The 22,094-nt window shown below is 60.6% G+C and carries 21 protein-coding genes; 13 read left to right on the forward strand and 8 right to left on the reverse strand.

What is annotated here, in order from left to right; genetic code table 11:
• Window positions 1–199: 199 nt before the first annotated feature.
• Complete coding sequence (locus QNM96_RS21880; protein ID WP_283838969.1) at window positions 200–604, forward strand: helix-turn-helix domain-containing protein; 405 nt, start codon at window positions 200–202, stop codon at window positions 602–604.
• A gap of 8 nt (window positions 605–612) precedes the next feature.
• The gene (locus QNM96_RS21885; protein ID WP_283838931.1) at window positions 613–1,866 is read left to right on the forward strand and encodes a M20/M25/M40 family metallo-hydrolase; all 1,254 of its coding nucleotides are present in this window, start codon (window positions 613–615) and stop codon (window positions 1,864–1,866) included.
• 97 nt (window positions 1,867–1,963) lie between these two features.
• Here the strand turns inward: QNM96_RS21885 and QNM96_RS21890 are convergent, their stop codons facing one another.
• Window positions 1,964–2,575: a vitamin K epoxide reductase family protein gene (locus QNM96_RS21890; RefSeq protein WP_283838970.1), complete on the reverse strand. Its 612-nt coding sequence runs from the start codon at window positions 2,573–2,575 to the stop codon at window positions 1,964–1,966.
• Between the two features lie 327 nt (window positions 2,576–2,902).
• Here QNM96_RS21890 and QNM96_RS21895 point away from each other — a divergent pair, with 327 nt between their 5' ends.
• From QNM96_RS21895 to QNM96_RS21915, 5 genes are all read left to right on the forward strand, one after another.
• Window positions 2,903–4,021, forward strand: coding sequence for an aminotransferase class V-fold PLP-dependent enzyme (locus tag QNM96_RS21895; protein ID WP_283838932.1), 1,119 nt, complete (start codon window positions 2,903–2,905; stop codon window positions 4,019–4,021).
• A 149-nt stretch (window positions 4,022–4,170) separates the two neighbouring features.
• On the forward strand, window positions 4,171–4,575 hold the full coding sequence (locus QNM96_RS21900) for a helix-turn-helix domain-containing protein (protein ID WP_283838933.1): 405 nt from the start codon (window positions 4,171–4,173) through the stop codon (window positions 4,573–4,575).
• Between the two features lie 1,041 nt (window positions 4,576–5,616).
• Window positions 5,617–5,781, forward strand: a complete 165-nt coding sequence (locus QNM96_RS21905) for a hypothetical protein (protein WP_283838934.1) — start codon at window positions 5,617–5,619, stop codon at window positions 5,779–5,781.
• 642 nt (window positions 5,782–6,423) lie between these two features.
• Window positions 6,424–7,404, forward strand: coding sequence for a hypothetical protein (locus QNM96_RS21910; RefSeq protein WP_283838935.1), 981 nt, complete (start codon window positions 6,424–6,426; stop codon window positions 7,402–7,404).
• Window positions 7,405–7,774: 370 nt separating this feature from the next.
• Window positions 7,775–7,945 carry a hypothetical protein gene (locus QNM96_RS21915; RefSeq protein WP_283838936.1) on the forward strand — a complete coding sequence of 57 codons (171 nt, stop codon included), beginning with the start codon at window positions 7,775–7,777 and terminating at the stop codon, window positions 7,943–7,945.
• 43 nt (window positions 7,946–7,988) lie between these two features.
• Here QNM96_RS21915 and QNM96_RS21920 read toward each other — a convergent pair whose 3' ends face one another.
• Entirely contained in the window at window positions 7,989–8,906 is a 918-nt protein-coding gene (locus QNM96_RS21920) for a tetrahydrofolate dehydrogenase/cyclohydrolase catalytic domain-containing protein (protein ID WP_283838937.1), read from the reverse strand.
• 272 nt (window positions 8,907–9,178) lie between these two features.
• Between QNM96_RS21920 and epsC the strand changes: the two genes are divergently transcribed.
• Window positions 9,179–10,039 (forward strand): serine O-acetyltransferase EpsC, encoded by an 861-nt coding sequence (epsC, locus tag QNM96_RS21925; protein ID WP_283838938.1) that lies wholly within the window; start codon window positions 9,179–9,181, stop codon window positions 10,037–10,039.
• A 123-nt stretch (window positions 10,040–10,162) separates the two neighbouring features.
• On the opposite strand, the gene QNM96_RS21930 is transcribed toward epsC, so the two are convergent.
• Entirely contained in the window at window positions 10,163–11,029 is an 867-nt protein-coding gene (locus tag QNM96_RS21930) for a methylenetetrahydrofolate reductase (RefSeq protein WP_283838939.1), read from the reverse strand.
• Between the two features lie 235 nt (window positions 11,030–11,264).
• A complete protein-coding gene (locus QNM96_RS21935; RefSeq protein WP_283838940.1) occupies window positions 11,265–12,641 on the reverse strand; it encodes an aminomethyl transferase family protein in 1,377 nt (458 codons plus the stop codon).
• 493 nt (window positions 12,642–13,134) lie between these two features.
• Between QNM96_RS21935 and ilvA the strand changes: the two genes are divergently transcribed.
• From ilvA to QNM96_RS21950, 3 genes are all read left to right on the forward strand, one after another.
• Window positions 13,135–14,370 (forward strand): threonine ammonia-lyase, encoded by a 1,236-nt coding sequence (gene ilvA, locus QNM96_RS21940; protein WP_283838941.1) that lies wholly within the window; start codon window positions 13,135–13,137, stop codon window positions 14,368–14,370.
• A 308-nt stretch (window positions 14,371–14,678) separates the two neighbouring features.
• Window positions 14,679–14,984, forward strand: coding sequence for a hypothetical protein (locus QNM96_RS21945; RefSeq protein WP_283838942.1), 306 nt, complete (start codon window positions 14,679–14,681; stop codon window positions 14,982–14,984).
• Between the two features lie 318 nt (window positions 14,985–15,302).
• Window positions 15,303–17,099, forward strand: coding sequence for a BCCT family transporter (locus QNM96_RS21950; protein ID WP_283838943.1), 1,797 nt, complete (start codon window positions 15,303–15,305; stop codon window positions 17,097–17,099).
• Window positions 17,100–17,185: 86 nt separating this feature from the next.
• On the opposite strand, the gene QNM96_RS21955 is transcribed toward QNM96_RS21950, so the two are convergent.
• From QNM96_RS21955 to QNM96_RS21970, 4 genes are all read right to left on the reverse strand, one after another.
• Window positions 17,186–17,608 (reverse strand): universal stress protein, encoded by a 423-nt coding sequence (locus tag QNM96_RS21955; RefSeq protein WP_283838944.1) that lies wholly within the window; start codon window positions 17,606–17,608, stop codon window positions 17,186–17,188.
• Between the two features lie 78 nt (window positions 17,609–17,686).
• Window positions 17,687–17,842 carry a hypothetical protein gene (locus QNM96_RS21960; protein WP_283838945.1) on the reverse strand — a complete coding sequence of 52 codons (156 nt, stop codon included), beginning with the start codon at window positions 17,840–17,842 and terminating at the stop codon, window positions 17,687–17,689.
• A 37-nt stretch (window positions 17,843–17,879) separates the two neighbouring features.
• Window positions 17,880–18,050 (reverse strand): hypothetical protein, encoded by a 171-nt coding sequence (locus tag QNM96_RS21965; RefSeq protein ID WP_283838946.1) that lies wholly within the window; start codon window positions 18,048–18,050, stop codon window positions 17,880–17,882.
• A 125-nt stretch (window positions 18,051–18,175) separates the two neighbouring features.
• On the reverse strand, window positions 18,176–18,601 hold the full coding sequence (locus QNM96_RS21970; RefSeq protein WP_283838947.1) for a universal stress protein: 426 nt from the start codon (window positions 18,599–18,601) through the stop codon (window positions 18,176–18,178).
• A 161-nt stretch (window positions 18,602–18,762) separates the two neighbouring features.
• Here QNM96_RS21970 and QNM96_RS21975 point away from each other — a divergent pair, with 161 nt between their 5' ends.
• Both QNM96_RS21975 and QNM96_RS21980 read left to right on the forward strand, forming a co-directional pair.
• Complete coding sequence (locus QNM96_RS21975) at window positions 18,763–19,986, forward strand: NAD-binding protein (protein ID WP_283838948.1); 1,224 nt, start codon at window positions 18,763–18,765, stop codon at window positions 19,984–19,986.
• A gap of 182 nt (window positions 19,987–20,168) precedes the next feature.
• Complete coding sequence (locus QNM96_RS21980; RefSeq protein WP_283838949.1) at window positions 20,169–22,028, forward strand: BCCT family transporter; 1,860 nt, start codon at window positions 20,169–20,171, stop codon at window positions 22,026–22,028.
• Window positions 22,029–22,094 lie beyond the last annotated feature (66 nt).

Consider the following 22,094-nt stretch of genomic DNA (forward strand, 5'->3'; position numbering starts at 1 on the left):
CGTCAAACGATTCCATCCCCACGACTGATACGGAATGTCGTACCGGTACACCGACGCAGCCGCTGTTCACGTCGCGGTCGCGCCGGAAACGACCGTCTGAGTTGGAAGCTTCGGTCAGCGTCCTCAGTGCTCGCCAAACCAGTATTGTGCAATACGAGCAAACCTTATGCCAGTGCGCCGCTTATGTTCGAGTATGACTATGCAGCCGTCGATAACCGATCAACTGAAACGAGATATAGCCTGTGAAGGGCTGCTCGAATGCTTACACGGACTCAAACCGCTCGACAGAGATTGCTACCGCGTGATGGTCGAGAGCGACGACCCGTTTACCATCGACGAGGTCGCCGACCGGATCGACCGCGAACGCTCGACCGCGTACCGCTCGATCCAGCGGTTGCTGGGACGTGGCCTGCTCGAAAAAGAACAGATCAACTATAATCAGGGTGGCTACTACCACGTCTACTCCCCGACTGATCCCGAGCAGATTGCGACCGACATGCGACACCAACTCAACGACTGGTACGCGAAGATGGGACAGCTCGTCCAGGAGTTCGAGGACAAATACGACTCCATCGACGAACCGACGCCAGATGAGGCGTTCTGACTGACTCCATGTCCAGTCGCGAACGTCCGCTTAAAATTCCTCGGGAACGGCTGGTCAAGACGACGTTCGACCTCGTCTCCTTCGACACGTCGAATCCCCCAGGCGACACCCGCGAAATCGTCGACTGGATCGAATCGACAACCACCGATCTCGGTCTCGAAACCGAACGGATAGCAACCGATCCGACGAAACCGAACCTGCTGGCGACGCTACCTGGTGAACGATCGACGACCCTGCTGTTCAGCGGACACCTCGACACGGTTCCGTACGATCCCGACGGCTGGTCGTACGACCCACTTGGTGAGCGCGTCGGTAATCGCCTCTACGGGAGAGGGACGACGGACATGAAGGGCGGGGTGGCCGCGATGCTCGAACTCGCCCGTGCCTTCGCCGTGGCCGATCGACGCCCACCCGTGACACTCGAGTTTGCGTTCGTCAGCGACGAGGAAGTTGCCGGCGACGCTGGACTGCAGACGATACTCGACGCGGATCGGCTCGCGGCCGACGCCTGCGTGATCGGCGAACCGACTGGCCCACTGAATGCCCCGTCGATCACCGTCGCCGACAAGGGCAGCCTCTGGTTGACGCTCGAGGATACCGGTGAAGCGGCCCACGGCTCGCGGCCGATGCTCGGCACTAACGCGATTGATGCGCTCTGGGACGCCCTCGAGCTGATTCGGGCGCGACTCGAGGCCTATCACATCGCAGTTCCCGAACCGGTTGCGCCGATTCTCGAGGAGTCAATCGACTACTACGGAACGTCGATGGACGAGGACGTCGCTCGGCGCCTATTCGACCGGCCGACCGTCAATCTCGGGACAATCGAGGGCGGGGAAGCCGTCAACAGCGTCCCCCGATTTGCCAGCGCAGAACTCGACGTGCGGCTTCCGGCAGGCGTCGACACGGAGGCCATGCTCGAGAACGTCAGGGAGTGGCTCCGCGAGAACGAGGGCGAGACCGTCTCGATCGCCGACGTCAGCTGGAGCGTTGGAACGTACGAAGCGCCCGAGTCACCGCTCGTGGACGCAACGACGGCTGCAGCGACTGCAGTTCTCGACGGCCGAGTCTATCGACGTAGCGCGACCGGCGGTGGCGATGCGAAGCGACTCCGCAACGCTGGGGTTCCGACTGTCGAGTTCGCCGTTGGAACCGATACAGTCCATGCCTGCGACGAATACACGACGGTCGAGGCGCTCGAGACGACGGCAGCGGTGTACGCACAGCTCCCGGACGCGTTCGCACGTCGATACGCAGGCGAGTAACTCACTTTTGTTGGTTGAACACTCCTATTTTCGGATCTCGTTACAAGAGCGCTTCACCCTGAGCCCAGTGGGTTGGGAAACTCGCGCTGCCTTTCGTTTAGACGAATGGGACGGCTTCTGGCAGCGGGAGCAGGGGCACCATGAACAGATCTACGATGGTGACCAGTCCCATCAGGACCGGGACAAGGACGACTGCGTAGTTCGTCTGCTCGAGGACGCGACCGAGGTCGCTACCCATGCTGGACAACGACGGGGTCGTGCTCTGGCGGACGATCACCAGTTCGAGAGCGAACAGGACGACCGTCGCCGCGGCGGACACCATGCAGAACGGGCAGATTTCGCCGATGACGCCCAGCTGCAGGTAGACGAAGTATGTCGAGAACACGACGCCGCTCGCCGTGATCGGCGTTAGGATCTTGATGAGCAGCGGGTGCCGGGTGTCGAACCACCAGAGGGCGAGCCCGATCGTCGTCAGGTAGTAGAATCCGCCCAGCGTCGCGAGCGGGATTCCGAAGACGTACGCCCACGGGCTGGTAATCACTTCGATACTTCCTTGAACCGGTGCATCGGCTGGGATTGCGGGAATCGAGAACAGATGGATCGCTGTCAGAATGACTGTGACGAACCAGCCGAGAATCGCGACGAACGCGAATAGGCCAAATAGCGTCGTTACTCGTGGTGAGTACTCCCACTCGTAGTCGAACGCCATCGGCGATTGTGTTTCGGCCGACATACAATACTGCGTTGGCAGAGCTGGTGCAAATGTATTGTGTGTATTGCTCAATTCTATAGAAAAGTATTCGAGGCGAATGCTGGCGAAGTCAGTATTCGAACTGTATCGGGAATCTTGTAGTACGGGAATCTTTTCAATTCAACAGTACAGTCGCTAAAATCCACTTATACAATATTTGGTTTCGACTATCGTAGCTACCGTTGTTGATCGCCCCAGGATCTAATATTGTGTGTTAATCCCAAAACTATTATGTGGGTAACACCTTCGTTTTGACATGGGCGTATCTACAATGGGGTTGATCCGATGCTAACCCCGACAGAGCTCCGAGCCGACATTCCTGCACTGCAGGAGGCCACATATCTGAACTATGGTGCACACGGACCGAGTCCGAAGTACGTAGTCGAGGCCGCTACGGACTTCGTTCAACGCCACGAGTACGACGTGCCTGCTTCGGCTGACCCCTACGAAACGGCGTTTGGCGAGTTTGATGAAACGAGGAGCCAGGTCGCGTCATTTGTTGGCGCACAACCAGACGAGATCGCCCTTACAGAGAGTACGTCCGCCGGAATCAACGCGATCGCCGGCGCGATCGACTGGCAACCCGGCGACGTCGTGGTCCGTACCGACCTTGAGCACCCGGCCGGGATTCTTCCCTGGAAGCGTCTCGAGCGTGAGGGCGTTGAGGTTCGAACCGTCGAGACCAGTGGTGGCCGACTCGACCACGAGGCGTACATCGAGGCAGTCGCTGATGCGAGACTCGTTTCGTTTAGCGCCGTCACCTGGACTCACGGGACGAAACTCCAGGTGTCGGAACTCGTCGACATCGCGCACGATGCGGGCGCACTCACGCTTATCGACGCCGTTCAGGTACCGGGACAGCTGCCGATGGACGTCGCCGAGTGGGGCGCAGACATCGTCGCCGCCGCTGGCCACAAGTGGCTGCTCGGACTTTGGGGCAGTGGCTTTCTGTACGTCGATGCCGACGTCGCCGACCGGCTCGAACCGCGTGCGGTCGGCTACCGGAGCGTCGACACGCCTACGGCGGCCGAACCAGTGTTCGCCGCGGGTGCTCGTCGCTTCGAGATCGGATCTGCGAATCCAGCCCCACACGTTGCGCTGCGAGAGGCCATCCACACTGTGTCGGACGTCGGTCTCGATACTATCGAACGCCGAATCCGTGACCTCTCCGGTCGACTCGCGTCGGGCGTCCCCGAGGACCGTCTACTCAGTCCCGCATCTCCCGAGTCGGGCCTCGTAACGATTGACGTCGATGCACCCGACGAAACCGTTAGCCGCCTCAGTGACGAGGGGATCGTCGTCCGGGCGCTTCCGTCTCCGAACGCAATTCGAGTCTCGGTTCACGCTGTCAACACCGCTGCCGAAATCGACGCGCTTCTCGACCTGCTTGCCGACGATTGGTAACAGTCACTATCGGATGTCCAAGCAACGATGCCACGGTTTGACCGTTGGATCCAACCGTGGGTCTCAAACGCTAGATCCGGCGCTCATCGAACTTGCGCAATATTCACACAACCCTTATACCTGCACGGTCTCTACTTCAAAACAGAATAATGGCTAATTCGATGGCAGAACAACTCCAGCAGGACATGGAATGTGAGGGATTGCTAGAGTGTATTCACGGTCTCAAGCAACTTGATAAGGACTGCTTTCGGGTGATGGTCGAAAGCGACGAACCACTGACGATCGACGAGGTTGCGGAGGGCGTCGACCGTGAGCGATCGACCGCCTACCGCTCGATCCAGCGGCTGCTCCAGTCCGGATTTATCCAGAAAGAACAGATCAACTACGATCAGGGCGGCTACTACCACGTCTACTACCCGACGGATCCGTCCCAGATCGCCGACGATATGCAGCGAAAGCTTAACGACTGGTACGCGAAGATGGGCCAGCTCATCCAGGAGTTCGAGGACAAGTACGAGAGCGTCGACGAGAGTGCTGCGGTTGCCGAAACCTAAGCGAACGCTCCCGGCTGACCAATTTGAACTCGTCAGCCCGTCCGACCTGCGCTCGGTTCCGCGCTCGTTTTCCCATTCGTCACCCTCGTCACCCGCGGTTGCTATTCGTCACCCGCGGTTGCTATTCGTCACCCACTCGCTCACTGAGACCGACCGCTGACCGTCGGTTCCGGTGCAGCCGTCGTATTCCGCCCGTATCGGATTCCTCGAGCAAGGGCCGGGCGGTCTACCTGCGGAAACCACGACTTTGAATTGCTTAAAGATAGCAATACTGTGGCCCTTAGCCGACAAGAGCGCTGCAATAGTCTGGCAGGGGTGTAGCCTCTTCTCGAAACGTACCCGATTAATTCGTTCGCGACGCCGACTCGAGGGAGAGGCAAACCGACAATCTCTCCGTCCGTATCGTCGGTACCCACGATCGGAGACGCCCGATTTCGTGTTCCTACTCATCATGGAAGAAGGCAAACGGGTGATTGAAACCGGGGCGAAACTGGTACCTATACATGGCTAACACCGGAGGGACAAAGGCTGACAACTAGCCAGTCCACTCACACCCTAGTTTTTGGAACGGTGTATAACGATCAAAGTAATAACATCTATTCTATTTAGACACCTACAATAATCGATATACGAACATTAGTTCCGCTAGTCTACAAGTAATTCTCTGAGTAGTTCAGTTGAAGAATTCATACACATCAGTTCTCATACCTTCACCTACTGTGTCACACGAATTGACCCCAACGCTAGACGACAATGCTCCCGCGGTGGCGGGAGCAATCGTCTATCATGCGAAGATACTTTGTAATAATGTTGATGAACTTTGCCGGCTGCTCAACCGGGTCTCGATTCCAGTTGCTGAACTCACCGATACCTGCGACCAGAACAGAGCAGTCTTTAGCACCGAGTCGATGGCACGGCTCTACATCTACCAGACGATCCATGACCTCACACAGTGCGAACTTGCAGATCGCCTTGCAAACCGACCAGCACTCCTGAAGGGTTTTGGGATGACCAGACCACCGAGCCAGCAGAACATCTCGTATGCGGCTGTTCACGTTCACCTTCGCAGCACTGTTGTACAACCTCTGGCGACTCACGGATTATCTGGTGAAAGTCGGGATGGGCCGTGATATTCGCTCCCCACCAGTCGTGACCGCCAGGACGTTCGTCCGGGCGGTCGGACAATATCTCCGCGAGGGTGGCTAAAACTGCGGTCACGCTCTGCAGGCCGCTTGTGGAGAGCCGCAGCACTCGTACTCTCCGCTGGATCTTGCGTGGTGAGTCGTCGTTTACTGCATATCACCAGTCGTCGGTGAACTACACCAGCCGGTCCAGATACAAATGTCTCAAATCGGACTACCTTCTCTCCGATCTCGTTTGTAGCGGTGTTAGATCCCGAAAACGTGGATGATGGGCACGTAGAATATAATCGCTTGGATTGGCCGGGTTATGGATCTAACAGAATTTTTATCAGTGCGGCTTTCGCGAACCCGCCTCTTCGAACGTGAGCCGTTTTCTCGAGAAACAGGCGTTCGTTGGCTCCCAGCCAGCTCGTCGCATGATCTTGAGAACATCGCCTGGCCGGTCCCGTGGTTATCGTCGAAGTTGCAGAATTCGGAAGATGGATTCCGACAAACCACTAGATATCATATGTGTATTTGAAGTAACCGTCGGACAGTACGACGCGATCTATCGATCGATGAAACGGACGGAGAGTTCCGTTTCGAGACCGGAACCTTCGGTTGTAGGTAGACACTCGCTGACTCGTTTTGGACTCGAACTACACTTAAACACCTGCAGTATTCATCACATATCCTCATGCTTGTGCATGGTGAGATAACATATACCATGGATGTCGGCAATACCCTTCAGAACCTGGGTCTCTTTCTCGAGGAATTCGACGAGGAGGTCGGCACCATAACGAGCGTCGAATTCGCCGATCGACTCGATCCGGAAACGAGGCCGACCGCCGAGGTCGAACTGACGGTACCGTCGTTATCGAGCCAACAGTGGACGCCGCTCGGCCCCGACAACGTAACCGCCGACGACGACGGCCGACTCCAGTTCACCCTGGAGTCGGTACCGTTCGTTCCGACGACCAATCCGGATTTCGAGGTCGATCCGACGAGCGTGACGATCGACGACGGGTCGATAACGATCGCGCTCAGTGTCTCCGTCGCTACCGAGGATAACGAGACCGGCGGCGCTACTTTTGAAACGGACGAACGGAACTCGAGTCCGCCTGCGGTTTCCGACGACACCGACGACACGGCGACTGACGATCGAGAACGGAACGTGCCGCCGTTCAGAGACCCGGAGCTGCTCACGGAGGTGTACGAATCCTGTGACACGTTCACGGAAATGAGCGAGGTTATCGAGATGGACGTCACCGCAGAGACGGTCAGACGGTATATGATCGATTACGATATCCACGAGCCGAACTCGCATACCGACGGAACCGAGGACGGCGACTCGGGCGGGCGTCCCCAGATCGACAGCGATTCGGATGCGTCGGCACGGAGTCCCTCCGACGACCGGTCGGCCGACGGTTCAGAACACACGCAGTCGTCGCCGGTCGTTCTCACCGACGGAATTGGGCTTCCCGAGGATGTTACCGCTGAAACACTCGTCGAGACGGTGTCGCGGTCGAATACGATCTACGAAGCCAAACAGGATCTCGGACTGGATCGAGACGAGACGCTCGAGCTGTTACGCCAACTCGACCTCGTCGACCTCGTGGTGGGTCGCGTTGCCAACGAGTCCGAGCGCAGGATCGGCCGCGAAGAGATCGTCGACCGCCTCCGCGAAGCCTCCGTTCCACAGTCCTAACGAATAGGGTCGGCCCTCGAGAACGATCGCACAGTTCGTGACGGGACGCCAGTCTCGGCGGTCGACAACCGACATCCGCGGGGAATCGAGTTCGACCCGGAAACGAGACTGCTCGGTTCGGAGATCACGAGGGAGAGAGGGGTCGTGTTAGACGCCCGAAGGTCGACGGTAGACGACGTGACATCCGCGTGGCGCGAGCGGTGGTTTTTCCCGGACCTCGTCGGGCTCCGAAGATCGCGAGGCGGTCAAGTACCTGACAGCACGCGCGAGTCGAGGCGGTGCTCGACGACAATTGTCAGTAGTGAACATTCGTTAGGGTATTCCATACCATTCCAGAATTTTTAATCCGATCGAGGCCCACTGTTCGAATATGAGTCAAGAACGTACCACGTCGGAAGAACAGCGCGGCGCGGAATACTATCTCCCCGGGACTCCCGCGATGTCTCCCTCCGATGGCCGACTCGAGCGATTCCTCAAAACCCTGTTCCGTCGTCGAGGGCGAATTCGAGCGGACCGACAACACGAGCGCAGCGATCGCTGAAGCGGTTGCCGGAGAGACTTCATTCCTGTCCGATCGTCGAATTCTATCCGTCGGTACCTCGGCGCTCGGCGGCGCGAACGACGTTCTTCACGAGCATTGCGAGCGTGATTGGACCGACGCCGCCGGGAACGGGCGTAATCGCGCTCGCTTTCTCCCTGGCGCTCTCGAACTCGACGTCGCCAACCACGTTGGCAGTCCCTGAACCGTGTCGACTGCTCGAGCCGTCATCCGTTTTGCCAGTCTCGGGTTCGCGGTTCGCGCTCACGTCGACGACCACCGCGCCGGAGGAGAGCATCGAGCCGTCGACCAGTTCCGGAGCGCCGCTGGCGGTGACGACGACGTCCGCCTGACGGGTCACCGACGCGAGGTCGGCCGTCTTCGAGTGACAGACGGTGACGGTCGCGTTTCCCGGCGTCCTGTCCTGTAGCAACAGGTTCGCCAGCGGTTTCCCGATGATTCCAGATCGGCCGACGATCGCGACGTCCGCCCCCGCGACCGGAACGTCGTAGCTCGAAAGTAGCCGGCACACCGCTGCCGGCGTGGCCGGGACGAACCGTGGTTCGCCGGCGACGAGCCGGCCGAGGTTCTCGGGGTGGAAGCAGTCGACGTCCTTCTCGGGCTCGAGCCGCTGCCTGACCGCGGGCAGCGCGACGTGGTTCGGAAGCGGAACCTGGACGAACACGCCGTCGATCTCGGAATCGGTACACAGATCCTCGATCTCCCGATGGAGGCGTCGTGACGGTTCGGACGGGTCGAGACGGATGTCCCGCGTCGCAACGCCGACATCGTCGCAGGCAGCGTGCTTCAGGTCCATAAAGCGCTTGTCGGCCGGCTCCTCGCTCATCAGTACGGTCCCGAGCGTCGGGATGATACCTCGATCGCCGAGTTCGTGGACCCGGTCGCTCACCGCCTCGCGGATGTCCGCCGCAACCGGTTCGCCGAGGAGCAGTTCCGTCGACACGGTCTGAGTTCGACGGCGACGCTCTTGTAGCATTCGGCCCGGTAGCCGATGGTTCACTACGTAGGCGGCTCTCGCGGCCAGCTCCGGATCGAGTACCGCGCGGTGTCCAGCCAGGAATCGCTCTGTGAGGCGATCTCTTGGGCCTTCGGTACTGGCTTGCCGTTATCGAACGCTCGGACAGTGTCGGCTCTTCGGCGCGACGATCGTCCGTTGATCCGCGATGCGTTCGGCCATTTACGTCTTTGTACGTAGCACGCGAAGGACCAACGGACATGGAGTACAGATACACGGGCGATGCACACGCGCAACTCCTCGAGGCCTACGAGGCGGACACCGATCCCTTCCCGACGCAGTCGTCGATGAACTTCCCGAAATCGGAACGGCGGGCGGAGATGGGACTGCTCAGACAACTTCTCTTTCCCAGGTGTTGGAACGCCGACGCCCTGCTCGAGGACGAGTCGGCGATACGGGACGTGCTGTCGGAACTGGGGTCGCTGTACTGTCGCGGGATCCGCCCGTATTCGGGAACGGACCCGTCCGAAACGGTCGACGACGTGCTCGACCGGCTGCCCGAACTCCGGGCGACGCTCAAGAAGGACGTCGAGGCCGCCTACAAGGGTGATCCCGCCGCGAAGTCCTACGTCGAAGTCATCCGGTCGTATCCCGGCTTTCAGGCCATCACGATGCAACGGGTTGCACACGAACTGTACGAGGCCGGGACTCCCGAGTACGCGCGGGAACTCACCGAATACGTGAAGACGGTGACGGGGATAGACATCCACCCGGGTGCGAAGATCGGCGAGTACTTCTTCGTCGATCACGGTACCGGCGTCGTCATCGGCGAGACGGCGACAATCGGTGACTGGGTTCGCCTCTACCAGGACGTGACGCTTGGGGCACTCCACTTCGAGGAGGAAGAAGACGAGGAGAAGACGCTGAAGAAGGGGTACAAGCGACACCCGGACATCGGCGATCACGTCGTGATCGGCGCCGGGACGAAGGTTCTGGGAGCGGTCAGCATCGGCAACCACGTCAGCATCGGCGCGAACTCGTGGGTTACGGAGGACGTGCCGGACAACATGATGGTGTACATCTCCGAGCACCCGACGCAGGAGCGAAAACGGGGCGAGTGAGCTGTTCAGGACCGAACCTCGACTGACGGCGGGTGATCGTCGATGGTGTCGTCGCCGTGAGGACCTCGAGCGACGGGTGAGAGGTGTTCTCCGAGTCGACGGCGAGCGTCGCCTCCTGCAGCGTCACTGATACCGGCCGAGAGTGTCCGCACGCCACGACTCGAGGTCCGGAACCTGGTTGAACGCGTAGATGTGAACGCCGCGGATGTCGTGGTAGGGGTCGGTCGCGTACGGCGCGAGACCTTCGATGAGTTCTTCGGGCACGTAGGTCCCCCGGGAGCCGACGAGCTGGCGGACGAAGCCGAGGACGCCGCTCGTCTTCTGGAGGAAACGGACCGAATCGCCGACGCCGACCTTTTTCGAGATACCCAGTAACCGCTGGTACTTCATAACGCCCGGAATGCCGACCTCGACCGGGAGCTCGATCCCCCGGTCACGGATGTCCGCGATCCACTCGAGGATGGCGTCGGAATCGTAACACAGCTGTGTCACGATATACGTGGCGTAGGCCTCTTTCCTCGCCATCGACTCGGCGAGCACCTCGTCGTCGAGGAACGCGTGACCCTCGGGGTAGCCGGTGATGCCGACCTCCTCGAACGCGTAGTCGAGTTCCTCGAGCGCCGAGAGGAGGTCGTACGCCGAGTGAAACTCCCCCACTGGCTCCTCGCGATCGCCACCCGGGACGAAGACGTCGGTAACGCCCGCGTCGGTGAGCCGTCCCGCGATCTCCTCGAGGTGGTCCTCGTTGCGAACGTAGCGCGCCGCGACGTGCGGGACGATCTCGTAGCCGCGATCGGTCGCTTTCTCGGTCCAGTCGATCGTCGCCTCGAGGCCGAGCGTCGGCGAGGTCGTGATCGCGACCTCCGCGCCGTCCGGGAGGTGCCCCAGTTGTTCGTCGATACTCTCGAACGGCATCAGCTCGAAGCGCGGCTCCTCGAGTAACTCCACTACCCCTTCCGCCGTCGCAGTCGACTGTATTTCGGATGACATGGTCTCACTCCTGTGGTGGCTGGTCCGTTCTTCGGCACGAACGCCCGTGACCGGGTCGAGTGAAGTCGGTCGTCGGCTGGCTCAGGTACCGCGTTGGGTCTCGAGCCCGACGTACGTATCGGCGGTGGCCGACACAGGACCGGTCCGTAGAGGCGTTGAACGGTTCGTTTCCGGCACCGTCGCGAGCGGTTCGTTCCTTCCGTCCCGGTCACGATTCTCCCGTCCCGGTCACGATTCACTCCGAGGCCTCCTCTCTGGCGTTCAGTTTGGCCTGCTCCCGGGCGCTCGGGTTGACCGACGGCTTGAACGGGACCTCCGAGACTTTGGCGTACACCGGCTCGCCGGGTTCCTCAGCGTACTCGTCCGGCAGGTGGACCTGGAACTCCGTCTCGATGTCGCCATCGTAGACCTCCATCGGATCGCCGTCGAGTTTCGCCGCCGGAACGAATCCGAGCGCGAGGTTCGTCTTGAGTTCGGGGTTGTACCACGGCGACGTGACGTAGCCGCAGTTCTCGCCGGTGTCGGGGTCGGAGATGAGCCAGAAGTCCGGCGCGTAGTCCCGAACCGGCTCGCCGGCCATCTTGAGGCCGACCATCTTGTGGACGAACGGGTACTCGCCGCTCTCGATCTGTGCCTGTTGGCGCTCGAGTTCTTCCTTGCCGACGTAGTCGACGTCCTTGTCGTCGGGGACCTGGTAGCCGAGGTTGACTTGGAACGGCGAGGTCTCGTGATCCATGTCCTGGCCCCACGAGAGGATCCCTGCCGCGATACGGCGGTGGTGTGCCGGCGCGACCTGCATCCCGCCGTGATCCCTGACGGACTCGAGGACGGGATCCCAGACCGCTTCGGCGTTTTTCGAGGCGTCCCGGACGTAGATCTCGAAGCCTTTCTCGCCGGAGAAGCCGGTCTGGCTCACCAGCACCGAACAGCCGTCGATCTCGGCTTCCATCAGACCGTAATAGGGGATTTCCTCGACTTCCTCGCCGACGACGTCGGCCATTGCGTCGACGGAGCGCGGGCCCTGAATCTGCATCGGCGCGACGTCGATCTCGTCGATCTCGACGTCGAAGTCCATGCCAACGTTGACGCCCTGGAGCCACTGCATCAGCGTCGAGTCCGAGATCGAAAACCAGAACTCGTGTTCGCCCGGTCGCAACAACACGGGGTCGTTGAGGATGCCGCCGTCCTCGTTGCAGAGGATGACGTACTTGCCACGCATCGTCTCGATCTCGGTCGCGTCCCGGGTGATGACGTGGTTGGTGAGCGCCTCGGCGTCGGGCCCTTGGACGCGGATCTGTCGTTCGACCGCGACGTCCCAGAGCGTCACCCGGTTGACCAGCGCATCGTACTCCTCCATCATGCCGCCGTCTTCGGGCTCGACGAGGCCCCTCGGGTGGTAAATTCGGTTGTAGACCGTCGCCCGCCAGGCGCCGTTCTCCACGAACGATTTGTGGAAGAACGGTGACTTGCGAACGCGCGTGGAAACGAGCATCTCGATTCCTGGATCGCCGGACTGGCGCAGATTCCTCGGGAGGGTTCGATCCGACTGATCGACGCTCGGGTAGTTTGGGTGTTCCGTACTGTCCTGTTCCGGTGGCTGGCTGTCAGACATTACCATGCATATGTCTCCCGTAGAATATAAAAGTAGGAGATTTCCACCACTCCACCACTCTCGAAACCGGCAATAGTGCGCCAGAAGGGGCCTCGAGAAGGGTGATAGCTTAGATTCGACGAGGCGCAGTTGCGGGAGATTTTCGTCCGACTATACATAACGTATATTTTACACGATGTGGAATTCGATCCGAACGGGCCCCGAAATCCGCACTCGAATCGGCTGATGCAGTGCATTGATAACTCTTCGCACTGCTAGCTTTCAGTATCGCCCGACGTGCGCGGACGTCCACAGGGACGACACGACGCACTCGTCGGGAGCGACGCAGCGGTGAGAGAGAATGACCTTCGACGCAACCGACACGTACGATAGGACCGACGGTGAGTTTCCGTGACCCACGTCATCGACGGCGACGCGGTGGCGAACCGAATTCAGGACGCCCTCCGCGACTGTATCGACGGCCTCGAGCAGATCAAACTCCCGTGAGACGACGATGAGCCGAGACGAACTTCCCGTCACGTTCGCTGACGTCGAAGCGGCCCGTGAGCGACTCGACGATCCGTCGATCGTCAAGCGGACACCAGTCGAGCGGAACACGTCGCTCGAGGCAATGACCGGCGCCACGGAGGTCATGCTCAAACTCGAGCACCTCCAGTGGACTGGCTCGTTCAAGACCCGCGGGGCGTACAACAAGATCCAGCGCTGTCTGGAGGAGGGGGAACTCGAGCGGGTCGTCGCGGCGAGCGCCGGAAATCACGCACAGGGCGTCGCCCTCGCCGCGACGAAGCTCGGCGTCGATTCGACGATCGTCATGCCGACGACCGCTCCTCAGACGAAGATCGACGCCACGCGCGGCTACGGCGGGACCGTCGAACTCGTCGGAAAGGACTTCCAGGAGGCGACGAACTTCGCGCGCGAGTTAGCTGGGGAATCGGAGGCCGAGTTCGTCCACGCGTTCGACGACCCGGCGATCGTCGCCGGCCAGGGAACGCTCGGACTCGAGATGGTCGAAGACGTTCCCGAGGTCGACACCGTCGTCGTGCCGATCGGCGGCGGCGGTCTGATCAGCGGGATCGCAACCGCGTTCGCCGAACGCAGCCCCGAGACGCGGATCGTTGGCGTCCAGGCGGCGGAGGCGGCGACCGTCTCCGACAGCCTGGACAAGGGTGTCCCACAAACGCTCGACACGGTCGATACAATCGCGGACGGAATCGCAACGGGCGGCATCTCCGAGCTGACGCTGTCGATTATGGAGCGACACGTCGACGAGGTCGTCACGGTGACGAACGGCGAGATCGCCGAAGCCGTACTGGTTCTGCTGGAGCGAGCGAAACAGTTGGTGGAAGGGGCTGGCGCCGCCGCAGTTGCAGCGATCCGAAGCGACGCGGTCGACGTCGACGGCGAGCGCATAATGCCGCTGCTCTGTGGCGGCAACCTCGACATGACGATGCTCCGCGCGATACTCATCCACGCACTGACTCACCGCGAGCAGATCCTGCGATTGCGGGTACACATCGACGACCGACCCGGAAAGATGGCGGAGCTCTCCGGGGTTATCGCCGACCACGGTGCCAACATCCAGACCGTCCGCCACGACCGTGTCCTCGAGGACCTGGACGTCGGCGAGGCCTACCTGATCTTCCAGGTCGAAACCAGCGGTGCGGAACACGCCCGAAAGATCATCGAGGCGATCGCTGACCACGGGTACGAGGTCGACGTGGTGAACTAACCGAATCCGTCCGGTTAGAGGGAATGAACGTATTTGCTGGTTACCAAAGATAAATTCGCAATTCTTAATCCCCGGTAGTTCAAATGTCTGAGTGAATGAGAACGGAAAGGAAATCCGACGAAACGTCGACAGAAGAACTCGTTAACTATATGCCTGCCATGCCGAACGTGTCCGAGGAGCCGAATTACCTCGTGCAGTTTGTCGCCGGACTGCTCCGTCGCAGTCGCTAGAGGAACCGATCACGCTTTTGATTACTCGAGTCCAGAGACGGGGTACGCCTTTTTATTGTTTCAGCGAGAAGTTAGTATATGCGTCCGTTCACTGGTGGGGTGCCCCATTGCAAACGGTGTGGCTGCGGGCTCGAGGGGGGCGAAGAAGGGTGTCCCAGGTGCGGGTTCAATCCGCGACAGATGGGGCTTCGCGTCTCGATGGTGTTTTTGATGGTCGTCGTGGTTTCGATGTCGGTGATCACGCTGATGATTCCCTTCTGGACGGGATTGGCGCCGTTTCTCGTCGGACTCGCGGCCGTCTCGTTCGGACTCGCCGTCGTGATGTTCGTCGTTTCGTTTCTCGCCACGCCGTACCGGCTTGGTTCCATCTTCGCCCGATTTTGAGAGTGCTATCCGACGCTCGCGATGTCGGATTTTGAACCGGAGATGGTCGTAATTAACTGCCTGACGATACGATTTCTCGTAAAATATCGGTATATTTACCAAAACTATATACGGAAATGCATGGAATCGAAGTAATGGGATTGGTAATGAATACCACTCGATACGCATTCGCACGATGAGTGGAGGTCGGACCAGGCGGTTGGAGATGGTCAGTACGATCGACTGGGTCGAGCGTGATGCTACGACTGACCGCTTCGAAACGACCGACGGACGGCCTCGAACGGACAAAACACGACAGGACGAACACGGAGGGTAACTATGGCAGACGAAGACAAACGCGGAATACAGGAAGGTCTGTTCTACGCGGAGACGGACCGAGAACCGGGCGACAAGAACTGGCGAGGATACGGGTTCGACATCAACCCACCCGTATTTCTCATCGCGGGAGGGTTGATCATCCTCTTTATTGCTCTCTCGCTCGTGTTCCCGGATCAGGCGGGGACGATGTATCAGGACACTCGAGTCGCAGTGTCCGATTACTTCGACTGGCTGTTCATCCTGGCCGCTAACATTTTCATTATCTTCATGGTCTATCTTGCGATAAGCAGGTACGGCTCGATACGACTCGGCGGCGTCGACGGCGAGAAGGAGTTCAGCGACATCTCGTGGGTCGCGATGCTGTTCAGCGCGGGTATGGGGATCGGCCTCATGTTCTTCGGTGTCGCCGAACCGGTGTTTCACCTCTTCGACCCGCACCTGGGTGCCGAGGCGGGAACCGAGGGTGCCGGCGAAGTGGCGCTTGCGGTGTCGCTGTTCCACTGGGGCTTTCACCCGTGGGCGATCTACGCGTTGGTCGCGCTCAGCCTGGCGTTCTTCTCGTACAATCGCGGGCTGCCACTGACTTTCCGGTCGGTGTTCTACCCGGTGCTCGGTGATCGGATCTACGGCTGGCCGGGACACCTCATCGACATCTTCACCATCTTCGCGACGCTGTTCGGCCTCGTGACCTCTCTCGGGTTAGGCGCATTGCAGATCAATGCGGGGCTGACGTTCGTTGGCCAGGAGGTGGGCGCGTTCCCCGCAGTGCCCGACTCGATCTGGGTTGCAGTCGCCATCATCGGAGTCGTCACGGGGATGGCGATCGTCTCGGTCTACCTCGGCCTCGACAAGGGGATCCGACGGCTCAGCAACCTGAACCTCACGCTGATGATGATTCTTCTGGCGTCGGTGTTCGTCCTCGGGCCGACGCTGTTCATCCTCGGTGCGTTGCCACAGGGCATCGGCGGCTACCTCGGCAACTTCTTCGAGCTGTCCTTCTTCGGCAACTCGTTCGACAACCACTACTTCCAGGGTTCGGAGTACTACGGCTCGGGCGGCGAGGGTGAGGGTGCCTTCCTCGTCGACTGGACGGTGTTCTACTGGGCTTGGTGGATTTCCTGGTCGCCGTTTGTCGGGATGTTCATCGCCCGAATCTCGAAGGGCCGCTCCATCCGGGAGTTCGTCGGTGGAGTGCTCTTGATCCCCGTCGTATTCTCCTTCGCCTGGTTCGCGGCGATGGGCGGGAGTGCCCTCAGCTTCGAACTGAACGAGGCGACGGAAGGGGCGATCAGCGGACCGGTGTTCGAGGTCGGTGAAGAGGTCGCGATGTTCGCGATGTTCGATCTGATGCCGGGAACGGTGCTCCTGTCCCTGCTCGCGATCATCCTGGTGACGACGTTCTTCGTGACCTCCTCGGACTCGGGATCGCTCGTTCTCGAACACCTGAGCACCGGCGGCAAACACGAGACGCCGCCAGCCGGCCGCGTCTTCTGGGCCGCATCAGAGGGGCTAGTCGCCGCCACGTTGCTGATCGCCGGCGGCGACGCGGCCGTCGAGGCACTCCAGGCGGCCGCCATCGCCAGCGGACTCCCGTTCACCGTTATTCTGCTGTTCATGATCTACGCCGTGATGATCGGTCTCAGGCGGGAGTACAGGCTCCTCCAGTCCGACGAGTTCACCGAGTTGATAGACGATCTCGAGGAGGAAGAGGAGATCGTCGTCACGAGCCAGACCGGTGACCTCGTTACCCACGTCAGGACCAGAGAGGACAGAGTTATCGACGTCAGTGACGACTGACGTCCGCTTACGTCGACACGGCAGACTATCGCTCGGACGCCGTGACGATCCTGGCACGGGGGAATCCGAACCGACCGGGTGCGGACCTAGGAGCGAACGACGGTGACCGGTTTCGGACACATCCGCACGACCTTCTCCGTGCTGGATCCGAGGTACTTCTCGAGCGTACCGCGGCCACGCTCGGCCATGACGACGGTGTCGATATCTTCTTGTTCGGCGTAGTCGACGATTTCCTGTGCGACCTTTCCGGTTGTGACCGCGCCGACGCCATCGAGACCTCGTCCCTCGATTTGCTCTACCACGTCGGTAACGACGTCCTCGCCGTACTGTCGATACTCTTCCATTTCCGACTCGCTCACCCCGACTGTGAGGATGTACGACGCCTCCGTCTCGATGACGTAGATCACGTGTACCTCCGCGTCGAACACCTCCGCGAGATCTAGCCCGTGTTCGATCGCTTTCGACACCCTGTCGCTGCCGTCCGTCGCAATCAGTATCTTGTCTAGCATAACCGTGCTACTGTCTGAGTCTTCGTAGGGCTGTACAAAATAGTTTGTCTCCCGGGGGTGTGTCACGCGCCAATCGGTTCAGTCCGTGTTGGTCTCCCTGAGATAGATGGAGAACGCGACGAACGTCAACAGTACGCCGGCGAAAAAGTGACGGCCTGCCAGAAGAAGGAGGAGGCTCGCGATGGCTAGTACCACCGCGAGAATCGTGGAAACAGTCGCGACGCGTCCGGACATGTGAGAACAACTGTGAGGATGGGACTTATACGTGTCGTCAGACCGACGACTCCCGCCACTCGGAGGCCAGGCCGACGCCGCCGAGACCCACCGCGGCGGCCCCGATGGCAATCTCCAGCAGCTCACCGCCGAGGATCCCATTGGCAAGGAGGAGTGTCCCGCCAACGAGAAGGAAGAGTCGGAGGTACGTCCGGGGGCTCCAGTGCATACGTTCTGTCCCCTCTTCGAGGGGGAGCATATCAATTGTAACGGTTCGAAAGCGCACGCGGGGTCGTCGGGGCGTCCTCGGAATCGATGCGTGGAACCGGCGTCCATCCTCTCCGCGCTCGCTCGTCAATCCCCGGCGACGACCGTCACTGGTGTCTCGGCCATCCGCATGACTTTCTCCGCGGTACTCCCGAGGTGCCTCTCGATTGCCCCGTGACCCTGTTTGCCCATGATGATGGCGTCGATGTCGTTTCCCTCGGCGTAGTCGACGATCTCCTCGGATGGGCGCCCGGTCCTGACCACGCCTTCCCCGCCGAGGTCTCGCACGGAGGCGCTCTCGATCACTTCGGTGACGGCATCCTCGCCGTATTCTCTGTAGGACTCTAGCTCCTCGTCGGAGAGACCGACGGTCAGGATGTAGCTGGCTTTGGTCTCGACCACGTACAGCGCGTGTACCTTCGCATCCATCGCCTCGGCAATGTCGAGACCGTGGTCGACGCAACCCTCGGCCTTGTCGCTGCCGTCAGTCGCGATCAGAACGTTATCGTACATTTGTACTCGTCCCCGTCTGTAGTATCGGGGGTATCTCGTATAATCCTTACCTCTGTTAACACATTTCACGATCTGATTGCGGTTCCCGGGCGGAGCGAGTCGGAGCGCAGAGCCTGGTTCGACACCAATTATATATCCCGCTCCCGTATCGTCAAGCGGTCGTGTCCGATACCCCAGATTCGTCGGAGCCCGCTCTCGAGCGCCTGTTCTATCACTCCGAGAGGATCCGGCTCGTCTACTGGGACGAGTTCTCCGGGGCGAAGACGGCGGTGCTGTTGACCGGTTTCGTCGCCGTCCTCACGTTCGTTACCGGACTGTCGAATCTTAGCCAGCCGAACGTGACCTACGACGGTCCCCTGGCGGCGGCCATTCCAGTCGACCCGGGCTTCGTGCAGTTTACGGGCGTTCTAATCGCGTTCGTTCTTGCGGGACTCGTCTTCGGCCTGCAGCGCCGAAAGCGTCTCGCGTGGTACCTCACGCTTGCCGTTCTGGCGCTGGTTACGCTATTGGCCCTGACGACGCTCCAGACTACTGACGTTCCCCTCCTGCTTTCGATCCTCGTGACGCTCCCGCTCTTGTTCACCAACCGGGGCGCGTTCGACCGGCGGATTGAACTCTCTTCGCTCCAGATCGCCTCACTCTCCTCGATCGTGGGTGTCGTCCTGTACGGCACCATCGGCTCGTATGCCCTCCAAGACCAGTTTAGCGAGATCGATACCTGGAGTGACTCGCTTTATTACGTTGTCGTCACCATCGCGACCGTCGGCTACGGCGACATCACCCCGCTGACGACCGGGGCGAAGTGGTTTTCGGTGTCGGTTATCCTCTTTGGGACCGGCGCGTTTACGGTCGCGATTGGGTCGCTGGTCGTGCCGGCGATCGAGAAGCGAATGGCCGCGGCATTCGGAACCATGACACTGTCAGAACTCACCCTGCTCGATGACCACGTGCTGGTCCTCGGCTACAGCGACATCACGGAATCACTGCTTGACGAACTCGCTGACCAAGTCGACGTCGTGGTCGTCACGCTGGACGCCGACGAGGCCTCCACGTTGAACGATCGAGACGTCAACGTCCTCACCGACGATCCGACCCACGAGGAGACGCTTTCCGACGCCAAGATCGACGACGCTTCTGGCGTGGTCGTCGCGACGCGGGACGACGCCAACGACGTGCTGGCCGTCCTCGCGGCGCGGAAGTCGAATCCGGAGGTCCGCATCGTCGCCGCGGCGAACGACCGACAGCACGTCGACAAGTTCGAGGAGGTCGGCGCAGACGAGGTCATCAGCCCGATGGAGATCGGTGGCCGACTCCTCGGTCGATCGATCCTCGAGGAGGCGTCCGCCGAGTCACTGTTCGAGAATCTTGACGAGGATTCGGACTGAAGCGGACACGACACGGCCGTTCGAACGGGACCGGTCCGACTGTCCGGTAGCTGGCGTTCGGGCGGGAAATCCACGCGCGGGCCAGAACGAGGACTGGGCCCCCCGTATCCATTCCGTAACGGGAGTCCACTTGACCCGACTGACTGGGGTATTTATAATGGAACGGGAGGTCATTCCTTCTTATGGGGCTTCAGGGAGTCAGCCCAGCCGAACGGGTGCTTCGGAAGCTGCTGGCTCCGCTCTGTGTCCTCTCGGGGGCCGTCGTCGTGTTGGGTTTTTTCTTCCCCGAACTCGTGGGGGAAACGATCTCCGGGCGAATCTGGCTCGTCATCTCGCTCGTCTTCTTCGGGTCGGGGTTGGCATACCTCGCCGTGTTGCCGGCCGAGAGTGACGAAAGCATGAGCGAGCTTGATCCGGAGTTTCTGCTCCGGGTCCGTCGGCTCGGGCTGACTGGCACCGTCAGGGGATTTCTCTCCCGCCAGGATCCAGTTACGTTTGGGGTTCCGGTCGCTGCGTTCGCCCTCTTTTTTCTCGGGCAGTTGCTGGTGCCGTCAGGAACGATCGCCACCGTCGGTGCCACACAGCGGGCCGTCACCACGTACGGAGGCTGGCTGTTCGTCGCGGTCATGCTGCTCGCGGTGGTGTTCTCTCTGTACCTGTTGGTGGGGCCGTGGGGAACGGTAAAACTCGGTGGTCCCGACGCCGAACCGGCGTACACCTACCCCGTCTACTTTACCATGTTCTTCACAGCCGGCATCGCCGCCGGAATCGTTTTTTGGGGGCCAGCCGAGGCGCTGTTTCACTACGAGACGCCACCGCCGTACTTCGACGCCGAACCACAGTCGGAGGCGGCAGCCGGGGCGGCACTCACCTACGCACTGTTCCATTGGGGCTTCTGGGCCTGGAGCGCCTATATCGCCGTCGGCGTGCCGATCGCCTACTACGTCTACCAGCGGGGAGCACCGTTACGGGTTTCGACGATCCTGACGCCGTTTCTCGGCGTGGAAAACCTCGACTCGGTGTGGTGTCGGATCGTCGACCTGCTTGCAATCTTCGCGACGATCGGCGGGATCGCCACCTCCATCGCGCTCGTTGGCGAGCAGTTCCTCACCGGGATCCAATTCCAGTGGGATGTGGCGTTCGGTACCGTTGGATCGGTACTCTTTGTCGCCGGGTTGACGTTCGTCTTCGTCGTATCGGCACAGAGCGGCGTCCACCGGGGAATCAGACGGATCGCGGCCGTCAACCTCGTCCTGTTCGGCCTGTTTGTGGTGTTGTTTTTCGCCGTCGCACCGCGAACGGTCGTCGTCGAGAGTTCCTCGCGAGCGATTGGGAGCTACGCCGTCAACGCGGTCCCGATGACCCTCCATCTGGGGAACGGATTGGTCGCCGACCCGTGGGTCGCTGACTGGACGATCTGGAACTGGGCGTGGTGGTTCTCCTGGGCTCCGTTCGCCGGCCTCTTCCTGGCCGCCCTCTCTCGTGGCCGGCGGATCCGAACGGTCGTCCTGACGGGCTTTGTCGCGACCGCATTGGCGACGATGGTCTGGTTTCTCCTGTTGGGTTCGACCTCGCTTCACCTCCAGCAGACGAGCGCTGTGGACGTCCTCGCAGCGATCGATGCCTACGGCGGCGCCGAGGCCGTCGCTGGCTTCCCGGTCTTCGAGGCACTCGCGATAAGCCAGCTCTTCATGTTCCTCTTTCTCGCGTTGATCGTCGTCTTCATGGCGACTTCCGCCGACACGTCTACACTCGTCGTAGCGGTGCTGGCGACGAGACGCGAATTCGCACCGACGACTGGCGCGATCATTTTTTGGGGAATATTTCAGGGACTCGTCGCCATCTCGGTGCTCGTCACCGGTAGCGCCGAAGTCCTGCAGGCGATGGCCGTGTTGACCGGCGGCCCGTTCGCCCTGGTCGTCCTGATCGCCCTGGTCGGCCTCGTCGGAACGTTCTACAGACACGAACGCGGTCGGAGATCGATCGTCGGTACTGCACGCGTGAAGCTGGCTAGAGAAGCTGAAGACGACGACCGGGAATAGACCAGCCGAAGACGACGACCGACTGGAGAGCTAGAACCGATGGGAGTGGTATCCGTAGCGACCGCG

The sequence above is a fragment of the Halostagnicola sp. A-GB9-2 genome, from assembly GCF_030068615.1.
Taxonomy (GTDB): Archaea; Halobacteriota; Halobacteria; order Halobacteriales; family Natrialbaceae; genus Halostagnicola.